A 19657-nucleotide genomic window follows, 5' to 3' on the forward strand; every position below is an offset into this window, starting at 1 on the left:
TCCCGCGCCTGCCTAGCTTGCGGATTTGCCCGCAAGGAAGAACCGGATCATCTCGGCGCTGGCATCCGGCCCCTGCGCGTCGGTGTAGCTGCCGCCCGGCTGCCCGCCGGACCAGGCGTGGCCCATCCCCTCGACGATCCAATGCTCGACCAGTTCGGTGCCGCCCTCGGCAAGCGTCGTGCTGCGGCGGAAAGACCGGCCGCCCACCATCCCCTTATCCTCGGTCTGCAGGCTCTGCCGCGGGCCGCGGTCCAGCGCGTGCCGGGCGATCTTCTCACCATTCGACGGATGGACAGTGGCATCGGCGCTGCCGTGAAAGATGATGGTGCGCATCGCCGGTCCCGTGGCAGGGGCCACCGCGCCCTGCCCGGCCATCGCGGCAAAGGCCGAGGGCACATCCGACGCCGCCCCCATCGGCAGGCCGGAATGCGCGCCGACGGCACTGAACAGGTCCGGATAGGTCTCGCCCAGGATCACCGCCATCGCCGCCCCGGCCGAAAGGCCCGCGACAAAGACCCGGTCCGCGGGAATACCGTGTCCGGCGATGGCCTCGCGGGTCATGCCCGCAAGGATGGAAGGCTCGCCCCGGTCCCGCCGCTGATCGCCGCGGCTGAACCAGTTCCAGCAGGACTGCGCGTTGTGGCCGCGCGACTGCTGGGGGTAGAGGATGACCAGCCGGTGCATCTCGGCCAGCGCGTTCATGCCGGTGCCGGCGGCAAAATCCTCTGGCGTCTGGGTGCAGCCATGCAGCATCACCACAAGGCCGGCGACGCCGCCCTGTGCCGAAGCGGGCACATAGGTGCGGTAATTCCGGCTGCCGGCGGCGCAGCTGAAGCTGCCCTCGGCAAAGCTGGCGCCGGGAGGGGTTGCGGCAGGCGTCGCCGTTGCCCCTTTGGGCTTGCGGGCCAGCATGGCCGCCAGCGCAACGGGCAGGCCGGAGGGGCCGCCCGGGCTTGTGGGGCCAGGGGCCGAAGCGTCCGGCCCGCCCGGCGCCAGCCCATGCCGGGCCAGCGTGCGGGTAACAAGCTCTTGCGCCGAGGAGAGCCGCAGGCCGCGCGCGGCCCCGGTCGCCTTGCGCCAAACGCCGGTGGGGAAATCGATCATAGGGTCAGTCCTTGTAAGGGGGCGCTAGCGGATGCGGCCCGCCAGGGCGGCCTTGATGTCCGCGGGCGCCTGAAGCGCGCCGAGGACGGTGATGGAGCCGATGGTGGCAAGGGCAAGCTCGGGCGTGACGTCGGCGCCGATGCGCGCAAGGCCGACGACCCGCACATGCAGGACCTCGCCCGCCGCGCGCAGCCGCTCCAGCTCGGCCCGGCCATAGTCGCGCAGGCCCAGTTCCATTGTGTGCCGCTCGATGGATTTCTCGACGGTCTCGCCATGGCCATCCAGCTGCTTGCGGATCGCGGTGCGGATGAAGTCGCTGCGGTTCGAGTAGAAGCCCTCCTGCACCAGAAGGTCGATGCGGCCCAGATCGACATAGCCGAGGTTGATGGTGATCTTCTCGCTGTCGGTCTGCTTCTCTCGAAGCTGTCTTACGTCGCCCATGGCAGTTTCTCCATCCGTGTGGATGGTATATGGATGCCATTCAGCGGGTATCAAGCCCGACTGCGCAAGTTTCTGCGGCCCCCGACGCGCCGGACCAGCCCGCACGGAACCCGCTCCGGCAGGCAGCGTTAGGTCCGCGATGATGCTGGCGGCATGTCAATCGGGCCTGATGGCATGGAGAATGTGGCGGTTTTCCCGGTTTCACGCCGCAGCCAACGAAATGGCAGTCGAGCTTCTATCCCATCTGCCGCCAGCATCACGCGTCTGCCTGCGCCCGCGCCCACCAGTCCAGCAGGGCCGCGGAATCAGCCGGCAGCCATTCCGCCAGATCCCCGGCAAAATCCTGAAACAACGGGCGGAACTTCGGCGAAAGGCCGACGATCACCGGCACCCCGGCTGCCAGCGCGGTGCCGATCAGCCCGGCAAAGCCCCGGCCCTCGGCCTCCTGCCGGCCAAAGCGGTTGACCACCAGCAGATCGGCGGGCGCCGCGGCCAGCGCCGCCTCGGCCGCCGCCGCCGCGCTCTCCAGCGCGCCGGGGTCCAGCCGGCAGCCCGTCGCTGCGGGTCCAAGGTCTTGAGAGATGCGCAACAGCGTGCCGCCGGGCAGCAGCCGCAGGTCCATGATCCGGGTCTCGCCCGCCGACGGCACCTGAACCGCCCCGACCACGCGGCAGCCCTGCCCGGCAAGCCGCTCCACCAGCCCCGCAAGGGCGCTGTCGCAATCCGCGGTGTCTTCGGGGCAGAGGGCAGCGAGGATCATCTTCGGGCTCCGGCAAGGGCTGCCGCGATGCCATCCCGGGCGCGGCCCCGTGTCAAGCTCACGGCATCGGGCTCACGGCATCGGGCTCACGGCATCGGGCTCACGCCGATCACCGGCAGGTGCAGGTGCCACAGCGCCGCCCAGACCAGCAGCCCCGCCCCCACCCGCAGCAGCACCCCGCGCCCCGCCAACCCCGTCAGCGACAAGGCGGAGGTCCGCGCCGACAGCCGCGCCCAGTCCGCCGCGCCCCAGACCCGGCGGTGCCGCGCGTCCTGCAGCGCCATCCCCGCCAGCGCCATCGCGGCAAAGCCGCCGAACAGCACCCCATGCGCCAGATCGCCATTCACCAGCAGATGCGCCAGCGACCACACCAGTAGCGCCCACAGCAGCGGGTGCCGCGTCAGCCCGGCAATCCCGGGCCGGGCGGGGTCGAAGCCGCGGGCACGCCCTTCGAAGCTGAACGGGTTCGGCGCGGCAATCGCCAACGCCGCCAGCACGCAGACCATTGGCATCACCAGGTTCGGCACCCACCGCATCCACGGGCCCTGATCCCATAGCAGCACCAGCGGGGCACGCCCGGCGGCCACGATCAGCCAGACCAGCAGCAGCGTAGAGGCCAGTCCGAACGCCGCGCCATAGAACCGCTTTCCCATCCGCGCCACCAGCCAGCCCCGCGCGCCGGGCAGGGAGGGCAGCGCGTGCGACAGCAGAAACGCCGCCAGCGCCGCCGCGAATTCGCCCCATCCCGCCATGCCCCATTCTGCCATCCCGGCCCCGCCTTTTGCCCGCGGCCCTTCCCTCGGCCGCCGTTTCGCGGCAAACCTGCCGCCATCGGGCCCCAACCACAAGGCCCCCTTGCCGCCGGAGGCCCCGTGCCGATCTATCGCCTGCTCGTCTCGCTCCTCGCGCCGCTCATGGTGCTGCGCCTGTTCTGGCGCCGCCTGCGTGGGCGCGAGCCGGCCGGCGCGCTGGCCGAGCGGCTGGGGCGGGCGCCACGGGCAGACGGCCCGGCGTTGTGGCTGCATGGCGCGTCGAATGGCGAGCTGACCTCGGCCCGGGCGCTACTGGCTTCGCTGATCGCCGAGGCTCCGGGGCTGCGGGTGCTGGTGACTGCCAATACCCTGACCGCCCGCAAGATGGTCGAAGGCTGGGCGCTGCCCGGGGTGACGGCGGCGCTGGCCCCGCTCGATCACCGGTTGGTGCTGCGCCGGTTCCTGGCCCGCGCCCGGCCCGCGGCGCTGGTGGTGATGGAGAATGAATTCTGGCCGAACCGCCTGGCCGCCTGCGCGCAGGCCGGTATTCCGGTGCTTGTCATCGGTGCGCGGATGTCGGCGCGCAGCGCGCGGCGGTGGACGCGCCTGCCCTCGCTCGCCCGGCCATTGGTGCAGGCGATCCACCTGCTCAGCGCGCAGGATGCGGCATCGGAAGCGCATTTCCGCCAGCTGGGGCTGCCCGCGGACCGTATCGGCCCGGCGCTGAACCTCAAGGCCGGGCTCGCCCCCGACGTGCCCGCGGCAGAGCTGCGCCGTCTCGCCCCGCTGTTCGACCGCTCCCGCACCCTGCTCGCCGCCTCCACCCATGCCGGCGAGGAGGCGCCGGTGCTGGAGGCCTTCGCGCAGCTGTGGCGGGCCGATCCCGCGCGCCGCCTGATCCTCGCCCCCCGCCATCCGCGCCGGTCGGACGAGGTGGCCGCGCTGATCGCCGCCGCGGGACTCGGCTTTGCGCGCCGCTCGCGGGCCGAGCTGCCGGGGCCGCAGGCGCCGGTCCTGCTGGGCGACACGATGGGGGACATGCCGCTGTGGTATGCGCTGGCTGGGGTGACCTTCGTCGGGGGCTCGCTGGTGGACAAGGGCGGGCATACCCCCTTCGAACCGGCGGCGCAGGCATCGGCCATTCTCCACGGCCCCCATACCGGCAATGCCGCCGAGGCCTATGCGGCGCTGCAGGCCGCGGGCGGCGCGCTGCTGGTGACGGATGCCGCCAGCCTCGTCGCAGCGGTGGCGTCGCTGGATGCAGACCGGCAGGCGCAACAGGCCGCTGCCGCCCGCCACGCGCTGACCCCGGCGGTCGCTGACGCGGCGCAGCGCCAGCTCCGCACTGCGATCCTGGCCGCCTGCCCGGCAGCCGTCCTGCCCGCGCCCTGACCCACGCCGCCGCAACGGTGGAAAGTCCGCTTATTTCCTGTGCAGCCTGAAGAATATTCACCGCCGCACACGCCAAGCCCGTCGCATTTGGCCCGATCCATGCTATCTTCTGAACGTGGCGTAACATGCCGAACGGCAGTGCGGCCAAGGATCGGGCAGAGATGGCATTTGTGGAACGGATCATGGCCCCCCCTGGGCCCAGCGAAGGCATAACACCCTCCACCCTGGTGGAGCGGGTGCAATATGCCGCGCTCTGCTACCGCGCGCAGCGGGGCAAGCTGCAGATCCTGATGATCACCAGCCGCGACACCGGCCGCTGGATCATCCCCAAGGGCTGGCCGATGGATGGCCGCTCCCCAGCCGAATGCGCGGCGCAAGAGGCATGGGAGGAGGCGGGCGTGCAAGGTCACGCCGCGGAGGAGCCCGAGGGCGCCTATTCCTATGCCAAGGCGCTTGGCCCGCGGACGGCGGTGCCCTGCATGGTCGAGGTCTATCCGCTGCGGGTGGAACGGCTTGCCGGGCAGTTCCCGGAAAAGGGCCAGCGCCGGCGCAAATGGTTCAGCCCGCAGAAGGCGGCGCTGAAGGTGGCAGAGCCGGATCTGGCGCATCTGCTGGCCAGCTTCGTGCCGCCTGCCGCGGGCGCCTGAGGGGCGGCACACCGGCGCCGCTTGAATTCCGCCTTCAAACCGTTAGGTCTGAAGAAGCGCCCGGCAGCCGCCGATGTGCGCCCGAGTACCCCGCATGATCCGCTACGCCCTGACCTGCCCCAATGACCACAGCTTCGAAAGCTGGTTCCAGTCGGCCGAGGCCTTCGATCGGCTCACCGCCTCGGGCCGGTTGTCCTGCACGGTCTGCGGCGCGACCGAGGTGACGAAATCGCTGATGGCCCCCGCCGTGCGCCCTGCCCGCAAGGCCGGCGAGGCCGAGCAAAAGCCGCGTCCCCTCTCTGCCCCCGCGAACCCGGCCGAAGAGGCACTTGCAGCCCTGCGCCGCAAGGTCGAGGAGAACTCGGAATATGTCGGCATGAACTTCGCCACCGAGGCGCGCGCGATCCATGACGGCGACGCGCCCGACCGCGCGATCTATGGCGAGGCGCGGCTCGATGAGGCGAAGAAGCTGATCGAGGACGGGGTGCCGGTGGCGCCGCTGCCCTTCATGCCCGGCCGCAAGACCAACTGACCCGCGCCCGGCGCGGCACCTGAAGGAAACTCCCCATGACCATCCTGATCACCGGCGCAAACCGCGGCATCGGCCGTGCCCTGATGGACGGCTACCGCGGCGCGGGCGCTGACGTCCTCGGCACCGCCCGCGGCGCCCTGCCCGAGGGCGCGGGCTGGCAGGCGCTGGACGTGACCGACCCGGCCAGCGCGAAGGCTCTGGCGGCGCGGCTGGCGGGGCAGCCGGTCCACACGCTGATCTGCAATGCCGGCGTCTATGCCGACAAGGGCCAGCGGCTGGAGGATGGCTATCCGGCGGATGTCTGGGCCGAGAGTTTCGCGGTGAACGTCACCGGCGTGTTCCTGACGGTGCAGGCGCTGCTGCCGAACCTTCGGGCGGCGGCGGCACATGGCCTCGCCCGGATTGCCATTCTCTCCAGCCAGATGGCCTCGCATACCCGCGCGCCGGGCGGCAGCTATGCCTATCGCGCCTCCAAGGCGGCTGCGCTGAACCTTGGCCGCAACCTCGCCACCGACCTGCGGGCCGAAGGCATCGCCGTCGGCATCTACCACCCCGGCTGGGTACAGACCGAGATGGGCGGCCCCTCGGCCGAAATCCCGGTGGAGGTGGCCGCAGCCGGCCTGCGCGCGCGTTTCGCGGCGCTGAGCATGGCAACGACAGGATGTTTCGAGACCTGGGACGGCCAGCCCCACGCCTATTGAGGTCAGGGCAGCCGCCAGGTCTTCAGCGGCCCCAGATGCGCGAACTTCTTGTCCTGGTGCCGGTCCATCCGGCCCAGGACGCTGCGCAGGAAGGCCACCGCCTCGGGCAGATACTGCCCCTTGTTCAGCATCACGCATTCGGCGCGCTGGCCCATCGCGGCGTCGGTCGTTTCCGCCCGGCTCGCCTGCCCGTCGCGCAGAAGGCCGTCCAGCACCTGCGTCGCCCAGACCACCGGCACCTGCGCCGCTTCGCAGAGCCACAGGATTTCCTCCTGCATTTCCGACAGCCGCTCGAAGCCGATCTCCACCGCCAGATCGCCGCGGGCGATCATCACCGCCACCGGCACCTGCCCGCCCGCGGCCACGATCATCTGCGGCAGGTTGCGCACGGCCAGCGGCGTCTCGATCTTCAGCATCACCGCCGGAAGCGCGCGGCCCTCGCAGCGCGAATGAAGTTCCGCCAGCAGCGCCTGCACATCCTCCACCGTCTGCACGAAGGAGAAGGACACGATGTCCGCATGGCCCGCGACGAAATCCAGAACCGCGCGGTCATCGTCCGTCAGCGCCGGGATGGCCAGATCGGCGCCGGGCAGGTTGACGCCCTTTTCCGGCTTCAGCTTCTCGCCCTTGGCCCGCGCGCCTGTCACCGCCAGGATCGCGCAGCCGCCCTCCGGGCGCTCCACCACCCGGGCGCGCAGCTTGCCGTCGTTGATCCAGACCGGCTGGCCCACCGGCATATGCGCGAACAGCTCGGCATGGCTGAGAACCGCCACCGGCAGATCGGGTGCCGCGCCCGCATCCACCGCCAGCGCGAACCGCTCGCCGATCTTCAGCCGCAGGCCCTCCACCCGCGCAACGGCTTCGATGCGGATCTTCGGCCCGGCAAGATCCATCGACACCGGCACCCGCCGCCCCGCAGCCTGCCCCGCAGCGCGGGTCTGCGCGATCATCGCCGCCCAGACCTCGGGCCCGTCATGGGCGGTGTTGATCCGCACACAGTCGGCCCCCGCCGCCACCAGCCGCTCCAGCATCCCGTCATCGGTTGCCGCCTCGGTCGGCAGCGTCACCAGAATCCGGGTCTCGGGACTGTCCGCCGCGCCGCCGAACAGCGCATCACGGCGCGCGTCCAGCATCTCGCCGGGCGCGTCGAAGGCCTCCGACGGTGGGAAATCCCCAGTCCCGCCTCCGGTGATCCGGCCAAGCGCCGCGATCACTGCCGCCAGCGAGGCGCGCACATGCCCCTCGGCCCGGCCAAGCGAGGACAGGCCAAGCGCCGCCAGCGGGCGTTGGAAGCCGCGCAGATCCGCCTGCCGCAGCGCCAGATAGGCGGCCATGTTCCCGGCCGAGGCGCGGAACTCCTCCCGCTGCAGCGCCGGGGCCCATGCCGCCATCGCCTGCTTCGCCGCCCCGGCGATTTCGGCGTCCAGCTTGCACAGCGCATCCAGCAACTCCGCGTGATCCGCGCCTGGGTGTTCCTGCTCCGACATCTCTTCAATCCCTCGCGCGACCTGCGTCCTGCGTCTCTATACCCCGATTGCGACGCGCCCGTGTCAGCCATCGCGCCGCACCCCCTGCGCATCTTGGCCCCCATTCCGCTTGCATGGCGCCCCTGCCCCGCATAAGAAGCGGGCGATTTTGACGGGCTCGGGGAGAGGGGCTTTCATGCCGCTTCTGGTGATGAAATTCGGCGGCACCTCGGTCGGGGATCTGGCGCGCATCAAGAACGCCGCCCTCAAGGTGCAGCGCGAGGTGGAACGTGGCTATGACGTGATCGTCATCGTCTCGGCCATGTCGGGCAAGACCAACGAGCTGGTCGGCTGGGTCGAGCAGACCTCGCCGATGTTCGACGCGCGCGAATATGATGCCGTCGTGTCCTCGGGCGAGAACGTGACCGCCGGGCTGATGGCACTGACCCTGCAGGAGATGGACGTCCCGGCGCGCAGCTGGCAGGGCTGGCAGGTGCCGATCCTGACCACCTCGGCCCATTCCGCCGCCCGCTTCGTCGACATCCCGCGCGAGAATATCGACGCGAAATTCGCCGAAGGCTTCAAGGTCGCCGTGGTCGCGGGGTTTCAGGGCGTCTCGCCCGAGGGCCGCATCACCACACTTGGCCGCGGCGGCTCCGACACCACCGCCGTCGCCTTCGCCGCCGCCTTCGGGGCAGAGCGCTGCGACATCTACACCGATGTGGACGGCATCTATACCACCGACCCGCGCATCAGCTCAAAGGCGCGCAAGCTCGACAAGATCGCCTTCGAGGAAATGCTGGAACTCGCCAGCCTTGGCGCCAAGGTGCTGCAGACCCGGTCTGTGGAACTCGCCATGCGCTACAAGGTGCGGCTGCGGGTGCTGTCCAGCTTTGAAGATACCGACGAAACCTCCGGCACCATCGTCTGCGACGAGGAAGAAATCATGGAATCGAAAGTCGTCTCCGGCGTCGCCTATTCGCGCGACGAAGCCAAAATGACCCTCGTCACCATCGAGGACCGCCCCGGCATCGCCGCGGCGATCTTCGGCCCGCTGGCCGAGGCCGGGGTGAATGTGGACATGATCGTGCAGAACATCTCGGAGCGGGATTATGACGACCACCCGGGGGCTGTCACCGACATGACCTTCTCGTGCCCGGTCAACCAGATCCCGCGCGCTCGCAAGGCGATGGAAGATGCCCGCGCCTCCGGCATCATCAACTATGACGATCTGGCGGTGGATACCGATGTCGCCAAGGTCTCGGTCGTGGGCATCGGAATGCGCTCCCACGCAGGTGTCGCGGCGACCATGTTCAAGGCGCTGGCCGCCGAAAACATCAACATCAAGGTGATCGCCACGTCAGAGATCAAGATTTCGGTGTTGATCGACCGGAAATACATGGAACTCGCGGTTCAGGCGCTCCATGATGCCTTCGAACTGGAAAAATCGGCCTGAGAACGGGCCTTGCACGGGGGACTGCACGCTAGTCATGCCCGAACGCTCGGAAAGCGAAAGCCGCAAATTGCTGCGCCGGCTGCGCGACACGCTCGCCACCCCCGCCAAGGGGCAGGAAAGGCTTGACCGCATCACCCATATGATCGCGGATTCGATGCGCACCGAAGTGTGCTCGATCTACCTCTTCCGCGACGAGAGCACGCTGGAGCTGTGCGCGACCGAGGGACTGAATCCCGGGGCCGTCCACCAGACCCGGATGCGGCTGGGTGAGGGCCTTGTCGGCCGCGTCGCCAAGACATCGACCCCGATCAACACCGGCAACGCGCCCGCCGAACGCGGCTTCCGCTTCATGCCGGAGACGGGGGAGGAAATCTATTCCGCCTTCCTCGGCGTGCCGATCCAGCGCCTTGGCGAGCGGCTGGGCGTGCTGGTGGTGCAGTCCAAGACCGCGCGGCAGTATTCCGATGACGAGGTCTATGCGCTGGAAGTCGTCGCCATGGTTCTGGCCGAGATGACAGAGCTTGGCGCCTTCATCGGCGAGGGCGAGGCGCTGTCGGCCCTGCATCAGCAGCCGGTGCTGATCCGCGGGCTGACCGGGCAGGAGGGATCGGCCGAGGGCCGGGTCTGGCTGCATGAGCCGCGGGTGGTGGTGGCCAATCCGGTGGGCGACGATCCCAAGAAGGAACTCAAGCGCCTGAACAAGGCGGTCGAGGAACTGCGCCTGTCGGTCGATGCGATGATGTCGGGCAGCGAGATCGTCGACAAGGACCACCAGCAGGTGCTGGAAACCTACCGCATGTTCGCCAATTCCCGCGGCTGGCTGCGCCGGATGGAGGAAGACATCCAGCGCGGGCTCTCGGCCGAGGCGGCGGTGGAGAAAGAGCAATCCACGACCCGCGCCCGCATGGGCCAGGTGCCGGACCCCTATCTGCGCGAGCGTCTGCACGACCTTGACGACCTGTCGAACCGCCTCTTGCGCATCCTCACCGGGCAGGGCCGCGATACCGGCGCCGCGATGCCGGAAAACCCGGTGCTGGTTGCCCGCAATATCGGCCCGGCGGAGCTGCTGGAATATGGCCGCAAGCTGAAGGGCGTGGTGCTGGAGGAGGGATCCGTCGGTAGCCATGCCGCCGTGGTCGCCCGCGCGCTGGCGATCCCGCTGGTGATCCATGCCGAGCGCATCACCACCGAGGCGCTGAACGGCGACGCCATCCTTGTCGACGGCGATCAGGGCGTGGTGCATCTGCGGCCCGAAGACACGGTGGCCGGTGCCTTCCGCGACAAGATCGCCATGCAGGCCGAGGCGCAGTCGCGCTATGCCAGCCTGCGCGAGTTGCCCGCACTCGCCACCTGCGGCACCCAGATCTCGCTGCACATGAATGCCGGGCTGATGGCTGACCTGCCCTCGCTGGCCGGTTCGGGGGCCGAAGGCGTGGGCCTGTTCCGCACCGAGCTGCAATTCCTGCTGCGCAGCCGTGTGCCGCGGCGGGGCGAGCTGGCGGCGCTTTATTCGCGCGTGCTCGATTCCGCCAAGGGCAAGCGCGTGGTGTTCCGCACGCTCGACATCGGGTCCGACAAGGTCCTGCCCTACATGAAGCCGCAGGACGAGCCCAACCCGGCGATGGGCTGGCGCGCGATCCGCGTCGGGCTCGACAAGCCCGGGGTGATGCGGATGCAGTTGCAGGCGCTGATCCGGGCCGCGGCCGGGCGCCCCTTGTCGGTGATGTTCCCCTTCGTCGCGCAGATGAGCGAGTTCGAGGCCGCCCGCCGCGCCCTGCTGAGCGAGATCGAGCGCGAGCGCCGCGCCGGCCATGTGCTGCCGACCAGCACCGAGATCGGTGCGATGCTGGAAACCCCCAGCCTCGCCTTCGCGCCGCGCTCGTTCTTCGAGCTGGCCGATTTCGTGTCGATCGGCGGCAATGACCTCAAGCAGTTCTTCTTCGCCGCCGACCGCGAGAACGAACGGGTCCGCCGCCGCTATGACACGCTCGATGTCAGCTTTCTGGACTTCATCGGCCGCATCGCCGACCGCTGCGCCGAAACCAACACGCCGTTGTCCTTCTGCGGCGAGGATGCCGGCCGCCCGATCGAGGCGCTGTGCCTGATCGCAATGGGCCTGCGCACCCTGTCGATGCGCCCCGCCTCCATTGGCCCGGTCAAGCACCTGATCCGGCGGGTGAATCTGGCCGAGCTGCGCGCGGTGATCGACGACGCGCGCGAGGCTGGCGCGCTGACGGTGCGGCCCGCGGTGATGGAATGGCTGGCGCGGCAGCCGATGTGAGCTTCGGCCCATTTAGGCCTGAGCCGACACCGCCCGGTTCGGGCGGAAAAAGGCGAGGCACTGCCTCGCCCCGCCCGTTCGGGACGAACGTCCCCAGAGCCGCTGGCAACGCGAAACTGTATAAGGCCAGCGCCCGCCAAGGGCGGGGCGGGCGCTGGCCGGGCCCTTTGGGGGCCCGTCCGGTGCAAGATGCGAGGGCGGTGAGTGGCGAAGGCGATGGCCTTCGCCAGAGACGGGGCGCCCAGACAATCGTCGCCCCTCCCCGACCTCAGGCCGCGCGCTTCTCATGGCGGCCCTCGGAAATCTCCTCGGCGACCTTCGCGCAGAACGCCTCAAGATCAGCCGGCTTGCGGCTGGTCACCAGCCCCTGATCGGTGACGACCTCGGAGTCCTCCCAGATGCCGCCCGCATTCACTACGTCGGTCTTGATCGACGCATAGGAGGTGACGTTGCGGCCGGAAATGATCCCGGCCTCGATCAGCAGCCAGGGCGCGTGGCAGATCGCGGCGATCACCTTCTTCTCTGTCCAGAACGCCTTGATGAAGTCGATGGCCACGGCCTCGACGCGCAGCAGGTCAGGGTTGATCTGCCCGCCGGGAAGCACCAGCGCGTCGTAGTCGCCCGCGCTGACTTCGGACAGCACCTTGTCGACCGGGACCGCACGGCCCCAGTCATTGCCGTCCCAGCCCTTGATCTCGCCGGATTTCAGCGAGACGACATGAACCTCCGCCCCGCGTCGCGCAGCTTTTTCAGCGGCACTTCGAGTTCGGATTGTTCAAAGCCATTGGTGGCGAGGATGACGACGCGCTTGCCGGAAATGTCCTGCATCTGGGGTCTCCTATGCTTGGGATTATGCGGTGACAACGAAGAGTCCCCGCGCAGGGTTCCTACCCTGACCCGACGGCACTAGCCCTTTGCGAGGATCCTCGCCCGCAGCGCCTCGGTCAGCGCCTCGCGCGGCAGGGCGCGGTCCTCGGCCAGGCGGCGCAGGCCGAACTGCACCCGGGCCATCTCCTGATAATAGCTGGTGAAGGCATAGTTGACCGCCGCCCCCGCGACCGCCCCCAGCACCGGAGCTGCCTGCGCCGCCAGCTTCTGCCCCATCACCAGCGACAGCCGCGGCGCCACGCGTGCGATCACCGCCTGCAGGCTGGTGCCGGTGATCGTGACCCGTGCCGCCAGAAACCCCAGATCGGCGCCGTCATCCTTGGTCATCGGCCCGGCCGCGGCCAGCACCCGGATGCAGTCGATCCGGGTTTCCTCATCGGCCGGGTCGAAGCCATGCTCGGCCGCGATCCCCTGAATCGCGCGCAGCAGTACCGTCGTCGTCACCGGCAGCTCGGCCAGCGATGTCGCCAGCCCGCCCGCGCCGCCTGCCGCCCCCATGGCAGTTGTCAGCACGGTGTTGAGCCAATCGGGCCGGTCCGAGACCACGCCGCGCGAGCGGGCGGCGGCGGTGAAGGCGGTTTCCAGCGCCGAGCGGGTCGCAGCCTCCAGCCGGTCCTTCACCCGGTCGGGCAGCCGCTCCAGCAGGTTCTCGGCATTGCCGCCAACGAAGCTCAGCACCTGCATCCCGACGCCGCTGGCGGCCTTGTGGCGCAGCGCCAACGCATCCAGCGCCTGGGCCACGACCGGGTCGGCAAGCGGCATCAGGGTCGTCTGGGCAAGATCGGTGTCGGTCATGGCATCCTCCGTGGGGCAAGCTGCCCTCAATATGGGAGGCCACAGGTCAAGGTGCCAGAGCTTCCTCCGGCACATCCCGCGTCACCTCGCCCGCCACCCCGTCCCAGGCACCCACATCCAGCTCCAGCCCCAGCACCCGGTCGGGGTTGGTCGGCGGCGGCATCACCACATCTTGCATCTTGGCAAAACCGAAGCGCCGGTAATAGGGCGCGTCCCCGACCAGCAGCACCCGGCCCCATCCCAACCGCCGCGCCTCGGTCAGGCTTTCATGGATCAGCAGCGCCCCCAGCCCCTCGCCCTGATGCACCGGATGCACCGCGACCGGCCCCATCAGCAGCGTCCGCGCCCCGCCCACAAGCACCGGCCAGTAGCGGATCACCGCCGCCAGCGCGCCGGTATCATCGCGCAGGGTCAGGCATAGCTCGGCCACCTTCGGCACCCCGTCGCGCAGCCGGTAGGAGGAGAGTGCCGTGCGGCCAGGCGCGAAGCACAGGTCATAGAGCGCCTCCACATCCCACCAGTCGGCCTCTGTCTCTTCTTCCAGCTGGTACATGGGCGGGGCCTTCGGCATTCGCGGAATCGACTGGAAACGCGCCTAACACGGGCTAAGGTCGGGTTCAAACCTGAAAGGACCCGCATGTTCTACCGCCCCGAAGATGGCCACGGCCTGCCGCACAACCCGTTCAACGCCATCATCGCGCCGCGCCCGATCGGCTGGATTTCCAGCCGCGGCAGCGAGGGCGACAACCTTGCCCCCTACTCCTTCTTCAACGCCGTGGCCTATGTGCCGCCGCAGGTCATGTTCTCCTCGACCGCCGCCAAGGATTCGCTGGCCAATATCCGCGAGACCGGGGTGTTCGCGGTCAACATCGTGGAATTCGCCGCGCGGGACGCCATGAACGCCAGCTCCGCCGCCGCGGCGCGGGGGGTGGATGAATTCGCGTTGGCCGGGGTGCAGAAGGCGGAATGCGAGACGATCCCCTGCCCGCGCGTGGCTGGCGCCCCCGCCACGCTGGAATGCAAGCTGACGCAGATCGTTCCATTGCCCGGAGCGGCGAATTTCCTGATCCTGGGCGAGGTGACGGGCATCCACATGCGCGACGATTGCTTGGTCGATGGCCGCTTCGACGTGACCCGCTTCTCGCCGCTCGCCCGCCTTGGCTACAAGGATTACGCCGTGGTGCGCGAGGTGTTCGAACTGGCGCGGCCGGGGCAGAGCTAGAGCGCCGCCCGCCGCGCCTTTGCCAGGCTGCGTTCCCGCATCAGCGTGTAAAGCCCGCTGCCGATGACGATGGCGCTGCCGATCAGCGTGGCGGCATCGGGGCGTTCGGCAAAGACCAGCGTGCCGAGGATCATGGCGAACACCAGCCGCGTGTAGCGGAAGGGCGTCACGACTGACACGTCGCCGATCCGCATCGCCGAGGTCAGCCAGTAATATGCCGCGACGCCGAACAGCGTGGCCCCCGCCAGATAACCCCAGTCGGTCGCCGCCGGCATCACCGCGCCGCCGGTGAAGGCCAGCATCACTGCGCCGGTGGGGATCAGCGCAAGGAATCCATAGATCCCCAGCTGCACGTTCGACAGCACCGCCGGCGCCGCGCGGGTGGCAAGGTCGCGGCCCGCAAAGCCCAGCGTCCCCAGCACCGCGAACAGCGACGCCGCCTCGAACCCCGAGGCCCCGGGGCGCAAGATCACCATCACGCCGGCAAAGCCGACGAGGATTGCCATCCAGCGCCGCCAGCCGACCTTCTCGCCGAACACCAGCGCCGCGCCGGCGACCACCACCAGCGGCGTCGCCTGCAGGATCGCGCTGGCGCTCGACAGCGGCGTCAGCGCCAGCGCCAGCGTGTAGCCAAGCCGCCCCAGCACCTCGAACACCGCCTTCAGGATCAGCGGCCGGGACAGCAGCGCCGGATGGAACAGCGGCTCGCCCCGCCGCAGCGTCAGCAAGATGAAGCCGATCATCCCGCCAAGGCCGAACAGGATCAGGATGAGCCCCACCGGCAGCGTGCGCGCGGCGGCCTTGATGAACATGTCCTCGATGGCGAACCCGGCCATGGCCGCCACCATCAGGATGCTGCCGCGCATGTTGTCCATTGGTCCTCCGGGGGCCCGCATCGCACTGCCGAGGCCCCGTGATACCGCTGCCATCGGGCCGGGGCCAGCGCTGCTTTTGCCCCCTTCCCCTCGCCCGCCGCCGCGCCTACCCTTCCCGCCGCACAGCAGCGGAGGCAGGCATGGATACGGTGATCGGGGTGATCGGCGGCTCGGGGCTTTATGAGATCGCGGGGCTGGAGGCGGCCGAGTGGGTCAGCGTCGCAACCCCCTGGGGCACGCCGTCGGACCAGATCCTGACCGGGCGGCTGGACGGGGTGGCGATGGCCTTCCTGCCCCGCCACGGGCGCGGGCATGTGCACTCACCCTCCACCGTGCCCTACCGCGCCAATATCGACGCGCTGAAGCGGCTGGGGGTGACCGATGTCATCTCCGTCTCCGCCTGCGGATCGTTCCGCGAGGAGATGGCGCCGGGGGATTTCGTGGTGGTCGACCAGTTCATCGACCGCACCTTCGCGCGCGAGAAGTCGTTCTTCGGCACCGGCTGCGTCGGCCATGTCAGCGTTGCCCACCCGGTCTGCCCGCGGCTGTCGGCCGCCTGCCTGGCGGCGGGGCGCGACCTCGGGCTGCGGATGCACAACGGCGGCACCTATCTGGCGATGGAGGGGCCGCAGTTTTCCACCCTCGCCGAAAGCCGGATGTATCGCAGCTGGGGCTGCGACGTGATCGGCATGACCAACATGCCCGAGGCGAAACTCGCCCGCGAGGCAGAGCTTTGCTATGCCAGCGTGGCGATGATCACCGACTATGACAGCTGGCACCCCGATCATGGCGCGGTGGACATCACCCAGATCATAAAGACGCTGGGCCAGAACGCCGACCACGCCCGCAGCCTCGTCGCCCGCCTGCCCGCGCTGCTGGGAGCGCTGCGCGAACCCTGCCTGCATGGCTGCGACCGGGCGCTGGACTATGCGATCATGACCGCCCCGGAGAAGCGCGACCCGGGGTTGATGGCAAAGCTGGATGCGGTGGCGGGGCGGGTGTTGAACCGGTAGGTCTTGCACCGACAGAGGGCAGCGCCCGTCCGTCGGGTGGGCGCGCAACAGAAGTTCTAGGCGCTTTATGGTGCAACCTGCTTCCACCGAAGTTCTAGGCGCAACAGTTGAGTAGCGCCCGCCCGAGGGGGCGGACGGGCGCTGCCCGGCGGCGCTGAAGCGCCTTGTTCCGGGCAAGAGCCCTTGCCACCCAACCTGCGAAAGGTCTACTCCGGCGCCGGCCGCCCTCCCGCCGCCAGATACATACGCCCATCCACCCCGGAGCCTCCCCATGCAGACCAAGTCCATCCGCGACCATATCCGCACCATCGTGGATTTCCCGCATGAGGGGATCCTGTTCCGCGACGTGACCACGCTCTTCGCCGATCCGCGCGGCTTTCGCATGGCCATCGACCAGCTGCTGCACCCTTGGGCCGGGAGCCGGATCGACAAGGTCGTGGGGCTCGAGGCGCGGGGGTTCATCCTGGGCGGCGCGGTGGCGCATCAGCTGTCGGTCGGTTTCGTGCCGATCCGCAAGAAGGGCAAGCTGCCCGGCCCGACCATCGCCGAACACTACACGCTGGAATATGGCGAGGCGGTGGTCGAGATCCATGACGACGCCCTGCAACCCGGGGAGAAGGTGCTGATCGTCGATGACCTCTTGGCCACGGGCGGCACCTGCGCGGCGGGGATCAAGCTGGTCGAACGGCTGGGGGCCGAGGTGGTGGGCTGCGCCTTCGTGGTCGACCTGCCCGACCTTGGCGGCCATGCCCTGCTGGACCGGATGGGGATGAACGTCCACACGCTTTGCGCGTTTGAGGGCCAGTAAGGGCCGGCGAGGGGCACCAGGCCGCTCCCGTCATCGCTAACGGACCGGTAACCCGAATCGCCCTACACCTTGCCCTGCCTGAAGGTTCAGGGCTGCTTGCATTCGACACGTGAACCCAAAGCACCGCACCTCGCCGTTTCCCCCCGGCGGGGTGCACCTTTGTCCGGCCCCTATGCCTGCTCTGCCAGCAGCGCCCCGGGGTTCATGATCCCCAAGGGGTCAATCGCCGCCTTGAGGCTGCGCAGCACCGCCAGCTTGGCCGGGTCGCCATAGCGCTCCATGTCGCCCGTCTTCAGCCGCCCCACCCCATGCTCGGCGCTGACCGATCCGCCCAGACCATGCGCGATGTCATGCACGCAGGTCTTGATCGCCTCGCGCTGGTTGTCGTGGTCAGCGCGGGTCTGGCCCGGCAGCGGGAACAGGTTGAAATGCAGGTTGCCGTCGCCGACATGGCCAAAGCAGTTGATGCGGAAGCTGCCGATGCCCGCCAGCGCCGCCTCTGCCGCGCTGATGAACCCCGGGATCTCGGACAGCGGCACCGAGATGTCATGCGAGCTGACGGCGCCGATCTTGCGGTTCGCATCGGGCAGGCTTTCGCGCAGCCGCCACAGCTCCGCCTGCTGCCCGGCGCTTTGCGCGATCACGCCGTCGCTGACCAGCCCGGCCTCGGAGGCCGCCACGAACAGCTCCTCCAGCGCCTCCTGCGGGTCGAGGCCGCGCGGCAGCCCAAGCTCGATCAGCACCATCCACGCGGGCCGGTCCACGAAGGGCTGGCGCACCTCGGGCATCACCTCGTCGAGGAACAGCAGCCCCTGGCGCGAGATCAGCTCGAAGGCCGAGACGCAGCCCGCCAGCCGCTCCTCGGCCATCGCCAGCAGCGCCAGCGCCGCCGCCGGGCTCTCCACCACCAGCATCGCCGTCCCCACCCCAGCAGGCCGCGGCACCATCCGCAGCGCAGCAGCGGTAATCACCCCCAGCGTGCCTTCCGACCCGATCAGCAGGTGCCGCAGGTCATAGCCGCTGTTGTCCTTGCGCAGCCGCTTCAGCCCGTTCAGTACCGACCCGTCCGGCAGCACCGCCTCGACCCCGAGGCAGAGGTCGCGGATATTGCCATAGCGCAGCACATTCACCCCGCCCGCGTTGGTCGCCAGATTGCCCCCGATCCGCGCCGTGCCCTGCGAGGCGAGCGCCAGCGGGAACATCCGCCCCGCCGCCAGCGCCGCCTCCTGCACCTCGGCCAGTGTCGCGCCGGCCTCGACCACCAGCACATTCTCGGCCGGGAACACCGACCGCACCGCCGCCATCCGCTCCAGCGACAGGATCAGCGGCAAGGGGCCGGCCTCCATCACCTGCCCGCCGACCAGCCCGGTGCCGCCGCCGAAGGGCACGATCCCCACGCGGCCCTCGGCACAAGCACGCACGATTTCCGAAACTTCCGCCACCGAGCGCGGCAGCGCCACCACCCCGCCGATGCCGGTATGGCGACCGCGCGGTTCGGTCACGTAGCGCGGCTCCACCGCGCGCAGGCAGCCTTCGGGCAGGCGGGCGCTCAGGGTTTCGGCAAAGGCGGCGTCGCAGGGGTTCAGCATGATCACCTCGGGGCTTTTCCCCTGTCTAACCCGCCGCGCCGCCCCATGCCACCCGCCCTACAGCCCCTCGGGCATCAGCACCACGATGGTCGGGCGCCCCGGCAGATCCCGCAGCGACAGCTCGATATCGGGCTGCTCCAGCCGCACCACCTCGAACTCTGCCGACATCTCGTCCAGGAACACCTCCAGCGAGGCACCCGAGAACCAGTGCATCGGCAGCACTACTGACGAGCGCAACCGCCGTACCACCCGTGCCATCGTCTCATGGCCCATGGTGTAGCCGCCATCCACCGGCACCATCAGCACATCCATCCGGCCAAGCGCGGCATATTGCGCGGCATCGGGTTCGTGATGCAGATGCCCCAGATGGCCGATGCACAGCCCCGCCGCCTCGAACACGAAGATCGAATTGCCGTTGGGCCGCACACCCTCATAGCCGGATCGCACGTCGGTCGGCACGTTGCGCACCAGCATCTCGCCCAGATCGAGCTTGTGCGCCGCCGGCCCCTGACCCTCGTCCCAGCCGCGCAGCACATGGGGAATGCGAGGATCAGGGCGGCTGGTCCAATGGGTGGAATGGGCGTTGTTCATGGTCACCACATCGGGCACCACGTCGGACGTGCCCAGATAGCCGGTGTAATCCGTCGCCGCGACCAGCCCGCCCGAGGTCTCGATCACGAAGGTCGCATGGTCGATATAGCGGATGCGCACCCGGTCTTCGGCCAGCGGGGCGCCGAAGCTGGCATGGTGCAGCACCTCCATCCCGGGGGCCTGCGCCAGCGCGACGCAATGGCTGGGGATGCGGTCTTGCGCCAGTGCTGGCAAGGCCAGCAGCGCGGCAAGGGCGGTCAGCGGCAAGGCTTTGGCGAACATCGGCATCCCCCGGTGGCTCGGGATAAGCCTAGCACGGCACCCGCGGATCGCCGCGCCCTGCC

19 protein-coding genes and 1 pseudogene are annotated in these 19657 nt (G+C 69.4%); 9 read left to right on the plus strand and 11 right to left on the minus strand.

Annotated features, from left to right (window positions below):
• Nucleotides 1-12: 12 nt before the first annotated feature.
• The 4 genes from GVY41_RS09440 to GVY41_RS09455 all read right to left on the minus strand — a co-directional run bounded on the left by GVY41_RS09440 (nucleotide 13) and on the right by GVY41_RS09455 (nucleotide 3072).
• Nucleotides 13-1104, minus strand: coding sequence for an extracellular catalytic domain type 1 short-chain-length polyhydroxyalkanoate depolymerase (locus GVY41_RS09440; RefSeq protein WP_161345776.1), 1092 nt, complete (start codon nucleotides 1102-1104; stop codon nucleotides 13-15).
• A 24-nt stretch (nucleotides 1105-1128) separates the two neighbouring features.
• Nucleotides 1129-1545, minus strand: a complete 417-nt coding sequence (locus tag GVY41_RS09445) for a CopG family transcriptional regulator (RefSeq protein WP_161345778.1) — start codon at nucleotides 1543-1545, stop codon at nucleotides 1129-1131.
• Between the two features lie 256 nt (nucleotides 1546-1801).
• Complete coding sequence (locus GVY41_RS09450; RefSeq protein WP_161345782.1) at nucleotides 1802-2305, minus strand: DUF2478 domain-containing protein; 504 nt, start codon at nucleotides 2303-2305, stop codon at nucleotides 1802-1804.
• An 86-nt stretch (nucleotides 2306-2391) separates the two neighbouring features.
• On the minus strand, nucleotides 2392-3072 hold the full coding sequence (locus GVY41_RS09455; protein ID WP_229726010.1) for an NnrU family protein: 681 nt from the start codon (nucleotides 3070-3072) through the stop codon (nucleotides 2392-2394).
• A 105-nt stretch (nucleotides 3073-3177) separates the two neighbouring features.
• On the opposite strand from GVY41_RS09455, the gene GVY41_RS09460 reads away from it, so the two are divergent.
• From GVY41_RS09460 to GVY41_RS09475, 4 genes are all read left to right on the plus strand, one after another.
• Entirely contained in the window at nucleotides 3178-4449 is a 1272-nt protein-coding gene (locus GVY41_RS09460) for a 3-deoxy-D-manno-octulosonic acid transferase (RefSeq protein ID WP_161345784.1), read from the plus strand.
• Between the two features lie 161 nt (nucleotides 4450-4610).
• On the plus strand, nucleotides 4611-5096 hold the full coding sequence (locus GVY41_RS09465; RefSeq protein ID WP_229726011.1) for an NUDIX hydrolase: 486 nt from the start codon (nucleotides 4611-4613) through the stop codon (nucleotides 5094-5096).
• Nucleotides 5097-5190: 94 nt separating this feature from the next.
• Nucleotides 5191-5628: a DUF1178 family protein gene (locus tag GVY41_RS09470; RefSeq protein ID WP_161345786.1), complete on the plus strand. Its 438-nt coding sequence runs from the start codon at nucleotides 5191-5193 to the stop codon at nucleotides 5626-5628.
• Between the two features lie 35 nt (nucleotides 5629-5663).
• Nucleotides 5664-6329, plus strand: a complete 666-nt coding sequence (locus tag GVY41_RS09475; protein WP_161345788.1) for an SDR family NAD(P)-dependent oxidoreductase — start codon at nucleotides 5664-5666, stop codon at nucleotides 6327-6329.
• 2 nt (nucleotides 6330-6331) lie between these two features.
• On the opposite strand, the gene GVY41_RS09480 is transcribed toward GVY41_RS09475, so the two are convergent.
• Nucleotides 6332-7816 carry a pyruvate kinase gene (locus tag GVY41_RS09480; protein WP_161345790.1) on the minus strand — a complete coding sequence of 495 codons (1485 nt, stop codon included), beginning with the start codon at nucleotides 7814-7816 and terminating at the stop codon, nucleotides 6332-6334.
• Between the two features lie 175 nt (nucleotides 7817-7991).
• Between GVY41_RS09480 and GVY41_RS09485 the strand changes: the two genes are divergently transcribed.
• On the plus strand, nucleotides 7992-9251 hold the full coding sequence (locus GVY41_RS09485) for an aspartate kinase (RefSeq protein WP_161345793.1): 1260 nt from the start codon (nucleotides 7992-7994) through the stop codon (nucleotides 9249-9251).
• Between the two features lie 34 nt (nucleotides 9252-9285).
• Nucleotides 9286-11532 carry a phosphoenolpyruvate--protein phosphotransferase gene (gene ptsP / locus GVY41_RS09490; protein ID WP_161345795.1) on the plus strand — a complete coding sequence of 749 codons (2247 nt, stop codon included), beginning with the start codon at nucleotides 9286-9288 and terminating at the stop codon, nucleotides 11530-11532.
• 268 nt (nucleotides 11533-11800) lie between these two features.
• Here the strand turns inward: ptsP and GVY41_RS09495 are convergent.
• The 3 genes and pseudogenes from GVY41_RS09495 to GVY41_RS09505 all read right to left on the minus strand — a co-directional run bounded on the left by GVY41_RS09495 (nucleotide 11801) and on the right by GVY41_RS09505 (nucleotide 13768).
• Nucleotides 11801-12360, minus strand: a pseudogene (locus GVY41_RS09495) (type 1 glutamine amidotransferase domain-containing protein).
• 78 nt (nucleotides 12361-12438) lie between these two features.
• Nucleotides 12439-13215 (minus strand): EcsC family protein, encoded by a 777-nt coding sequence (locus GVY41_RS09500; protein WP_373283288.1) that lies wholly within the window; start codon nucleotides 13213-13215, stop codon nucleotides 12439-12441.
• 46 nt (nucleotides 13216-13261) lie between these two features.
• Entirely contained in the window at nucleotides 13262-13768 is a 507-nt protein-coding gene (locus GVY41_RS09505; protein WP_161345797.1) for a GNAT family N-acetyltransferase, read from the minus strand.
• An 84-nt stretch (nucleotides 13769-13852) separates the two neighbouring features.
• Here GVY41_RS09505 and GVY41_RS09510 point away from each other — a divergent pair, with 84 nt between their 5' ends.
• On the plus strand, nucleotides 13853-14437 hold the full coding sequence (locus GVY41_RS09510; protein WP_161345799.1) for a flavin reductase family protein: 585 nt from the start codon (nucleotides 13853-13855) through the stop codon (nucleotides 14435-14437).
• Here the strand turns inward: GVY41_RS09510 and GVY41_RS09515 are convergent.
• Nucleotides 14434-15312, minus strand: coding sequence for a DMT family transporter (locus GVY41_RS09515; RefSeq protein ID WP_161345801.1), 879 nt, complete (start codon nucleotides 15310-15312; stop codon nucleotides 14434-14436). The genes GVY41_RS09510 and GVY41_RS09515 overlap by 4 nt on opposite strands.
• A gap of 140 nt (nucleotides 15313-15452) precedes the next feature.
• Here GVY41_RS09515 and GVY41_RS09520 point away from each other — a divergent pair, with 140 nt between their 5' ends.
• Together GVY41_RS09520 and GVY41_RS09525 are read left to right on the plus strand one after the other, a co-directional pair.
• Nucleotides 15453-16325, plus strand: coding sequence for an S-methyl-5'-thioadenosine phosphorylase (locus GVY41_RS09520; RefSeq protein ID WP_161345803.1), 873 nt, complete (start codon nucleotides 15453-15455; stop codon nucleotides 16323-16325).
• Nucleotides 16326-16596: 271 nt separating this feature from the next.
• Nucleotides 16597-17133, plus strand: coding sequence for an adenine phosphoribosyltransferase (locus GVY41_RS09525; protein WP_161345805.1), 537 nt, complete (start codon nucleotides 16597-16599; stop codon nucleotides 17131-17133).
• A 170-nt stretch (nucleotides 17134-17303) separates the two neighbouring features.
• On the opposite strand, the gene GVY41_RS09530 is transcribed toward GVY41_RS09525, so the two are convergent.
• Both GVY41_RS09530 and GVY41_RS09535 read right to left on the minus strand, forming a co-directional pair.
• The gene (locus tag GVY41_RS09530; protein ID WP_161345807.1) at nucleotides 17304-18722 is read right to left on the minus strand and encodes an FAD-binding oxidoreductase; all 1419 of its coding nucleotides are present in this window, start codon (nucleotides 18720-18722) and stop codon (nucleotides 17304-17306) included.
• A 57-nt stretch (nucleotides 18723-18779) separates the two neighbouring features.
• Complete coding sequence (locus GVY41_RS09535; RefSeq protein WP_161345809.1) at nucleotides 18780-19595, minus strand: MBL fold metallo-hydrolase; 816 nt, start codon at nucleotides 19593-19595, stop codon at nucleotides 18780-18782.
• Between the last annotated feature and the right edge of the window lie 62 nt (nucleotides 19596-19657).

The organism is Frigidibacter albus, from assembly GCF_009908165.1.
In the GTDB taxonomy this organism is placed as follows: domain Bacteria; phylum Pseudomonadota; class Alphaproteobacteria; order Rhodobacterales; family Rhodobacteraceae; genus Frigidibacter; species Frigidibacter albus.

Coding starts and splice junctions, on each gene's coding strand:
- GVY41_RS09440 (WP_161345776.1), bottom strand. CDS start 1,104: ATGATCGATTTCCCCACCGGCGTTTGGCGCAAGGCGACCGGGGCCGCG.
- GVY41_RS09445 (WP_161345778.1), bottom strand. CDS start 1,545: ATGGGCGACGTAAGACAGCTTCGAGAGAAGCAGACCGACAGCGAGAAG.
- GVY41_RS09450 (WP_161345782.1), bottom strand. CDS start 2,305: ATGATCCTCGCTGCCCTCTGCCCCGAAGACACCGCGGATTGCGACAGC.
- GVY41_RS09455 (WP_229726010.1), bottom strand. CDS start 3,072: ATGGCAGAATGGGGCATGGCGGGATGGGGCGAATTCGCGGCGGCGCTG.
- GVY41_RS09465 (WP_229726011.1), top strand. CDS start 4,611: ATGGCATTTGTGGAACGGATCATGGCCCCCCCTGGGCCCAGCGAAGGC.
- GVY41_RS09470 (WP_161345786.1), top strand. CDS start 5,191: ATGATCCGCTACGCCCTGACCTGCCCCAATGACCACAGCTTCGAAAGC.
- GVY41_RS09475 (WP_161345788.1), top strand. CDS start 5,664: ATGACCATCCTGATCACCGGCGCAAACCGCGGCATCGGCCGTGCCCTG.
- GVY41_RS09480 (WP_161345790.1), bottom strand. CDS start 7,816: ATGTCGGAGCAGGAACACCCAGGCGCGGATCACGCGGAGTTGCTGGAT.
- GVY41_RS09485 (WP_161345793.1), top strand. CDS start 7,992: ATGCCGCTTCTGGTGATGAAATTCGGCGGCACCTCGGTCGGGGATCTG.
- ptsP (WP_161345795.1), top strand. CDS start 9,286: ATGCCCGAACGCTCGGAAAGCGAAAGCCGCAAATTGCTGCGCCGGCTG.
- GVY41_RS09500 (WP_373283288.1), bottom strand. CDS start 13,215: ATGACCGACACCGATCTTGCCCAGACGACCCTGATGCCGCTTGCCGAC.
- GVY41_RS09505 (WP_161345797.1), bottom strand. CDS start 13,768: ATGTACCAGCTGGAAGAAGAGACAGAGGCCGACTGGTGGGATGTGGAG.
- GVY41_RS09510 (WP_161345799.1), top strand. CDS start 13,853: ATGTTCTACCGCCCCGAAGATGGCCACGGCCTGCCGCACAACCCGTTC.
- GVY41_RS09515 (WP_161345801.1), bottom strand. CDS start 15,312: ATGGACAACATGCGCGGCAGCATCCTGATGGTGGCGGCCATGGCCGGG.
- GVY41_RS09520 (WP_161345803.1), top strand. CDS start 15,453: ATGGATACGGTGATCGGGGTGATCGGCGGCTCGGGGCTTTATGAGATC.
- GVY41_RS09525 (WP_161345805.1), top strand. CDS start 16,597: ATGCAGACCAAGTCCATCCGCGACCATATCCGCACCATCGTGGATTTC.
- GVY41_RS09530 (WP_161345807.1), bottom strand. CDS start 18,722: ATGCTGAACCCCTGCGACGCCGCCTTTGCCGAAACCCTGAGCGCCCGC.
- GVY41_RS09535 (WP_161345809.1), bottom strand. CDS start 19,595: ATGTTCGCCAAAGCCTTGCCGCTGACCGCCCTTGCCGCGCTGCTGGCC.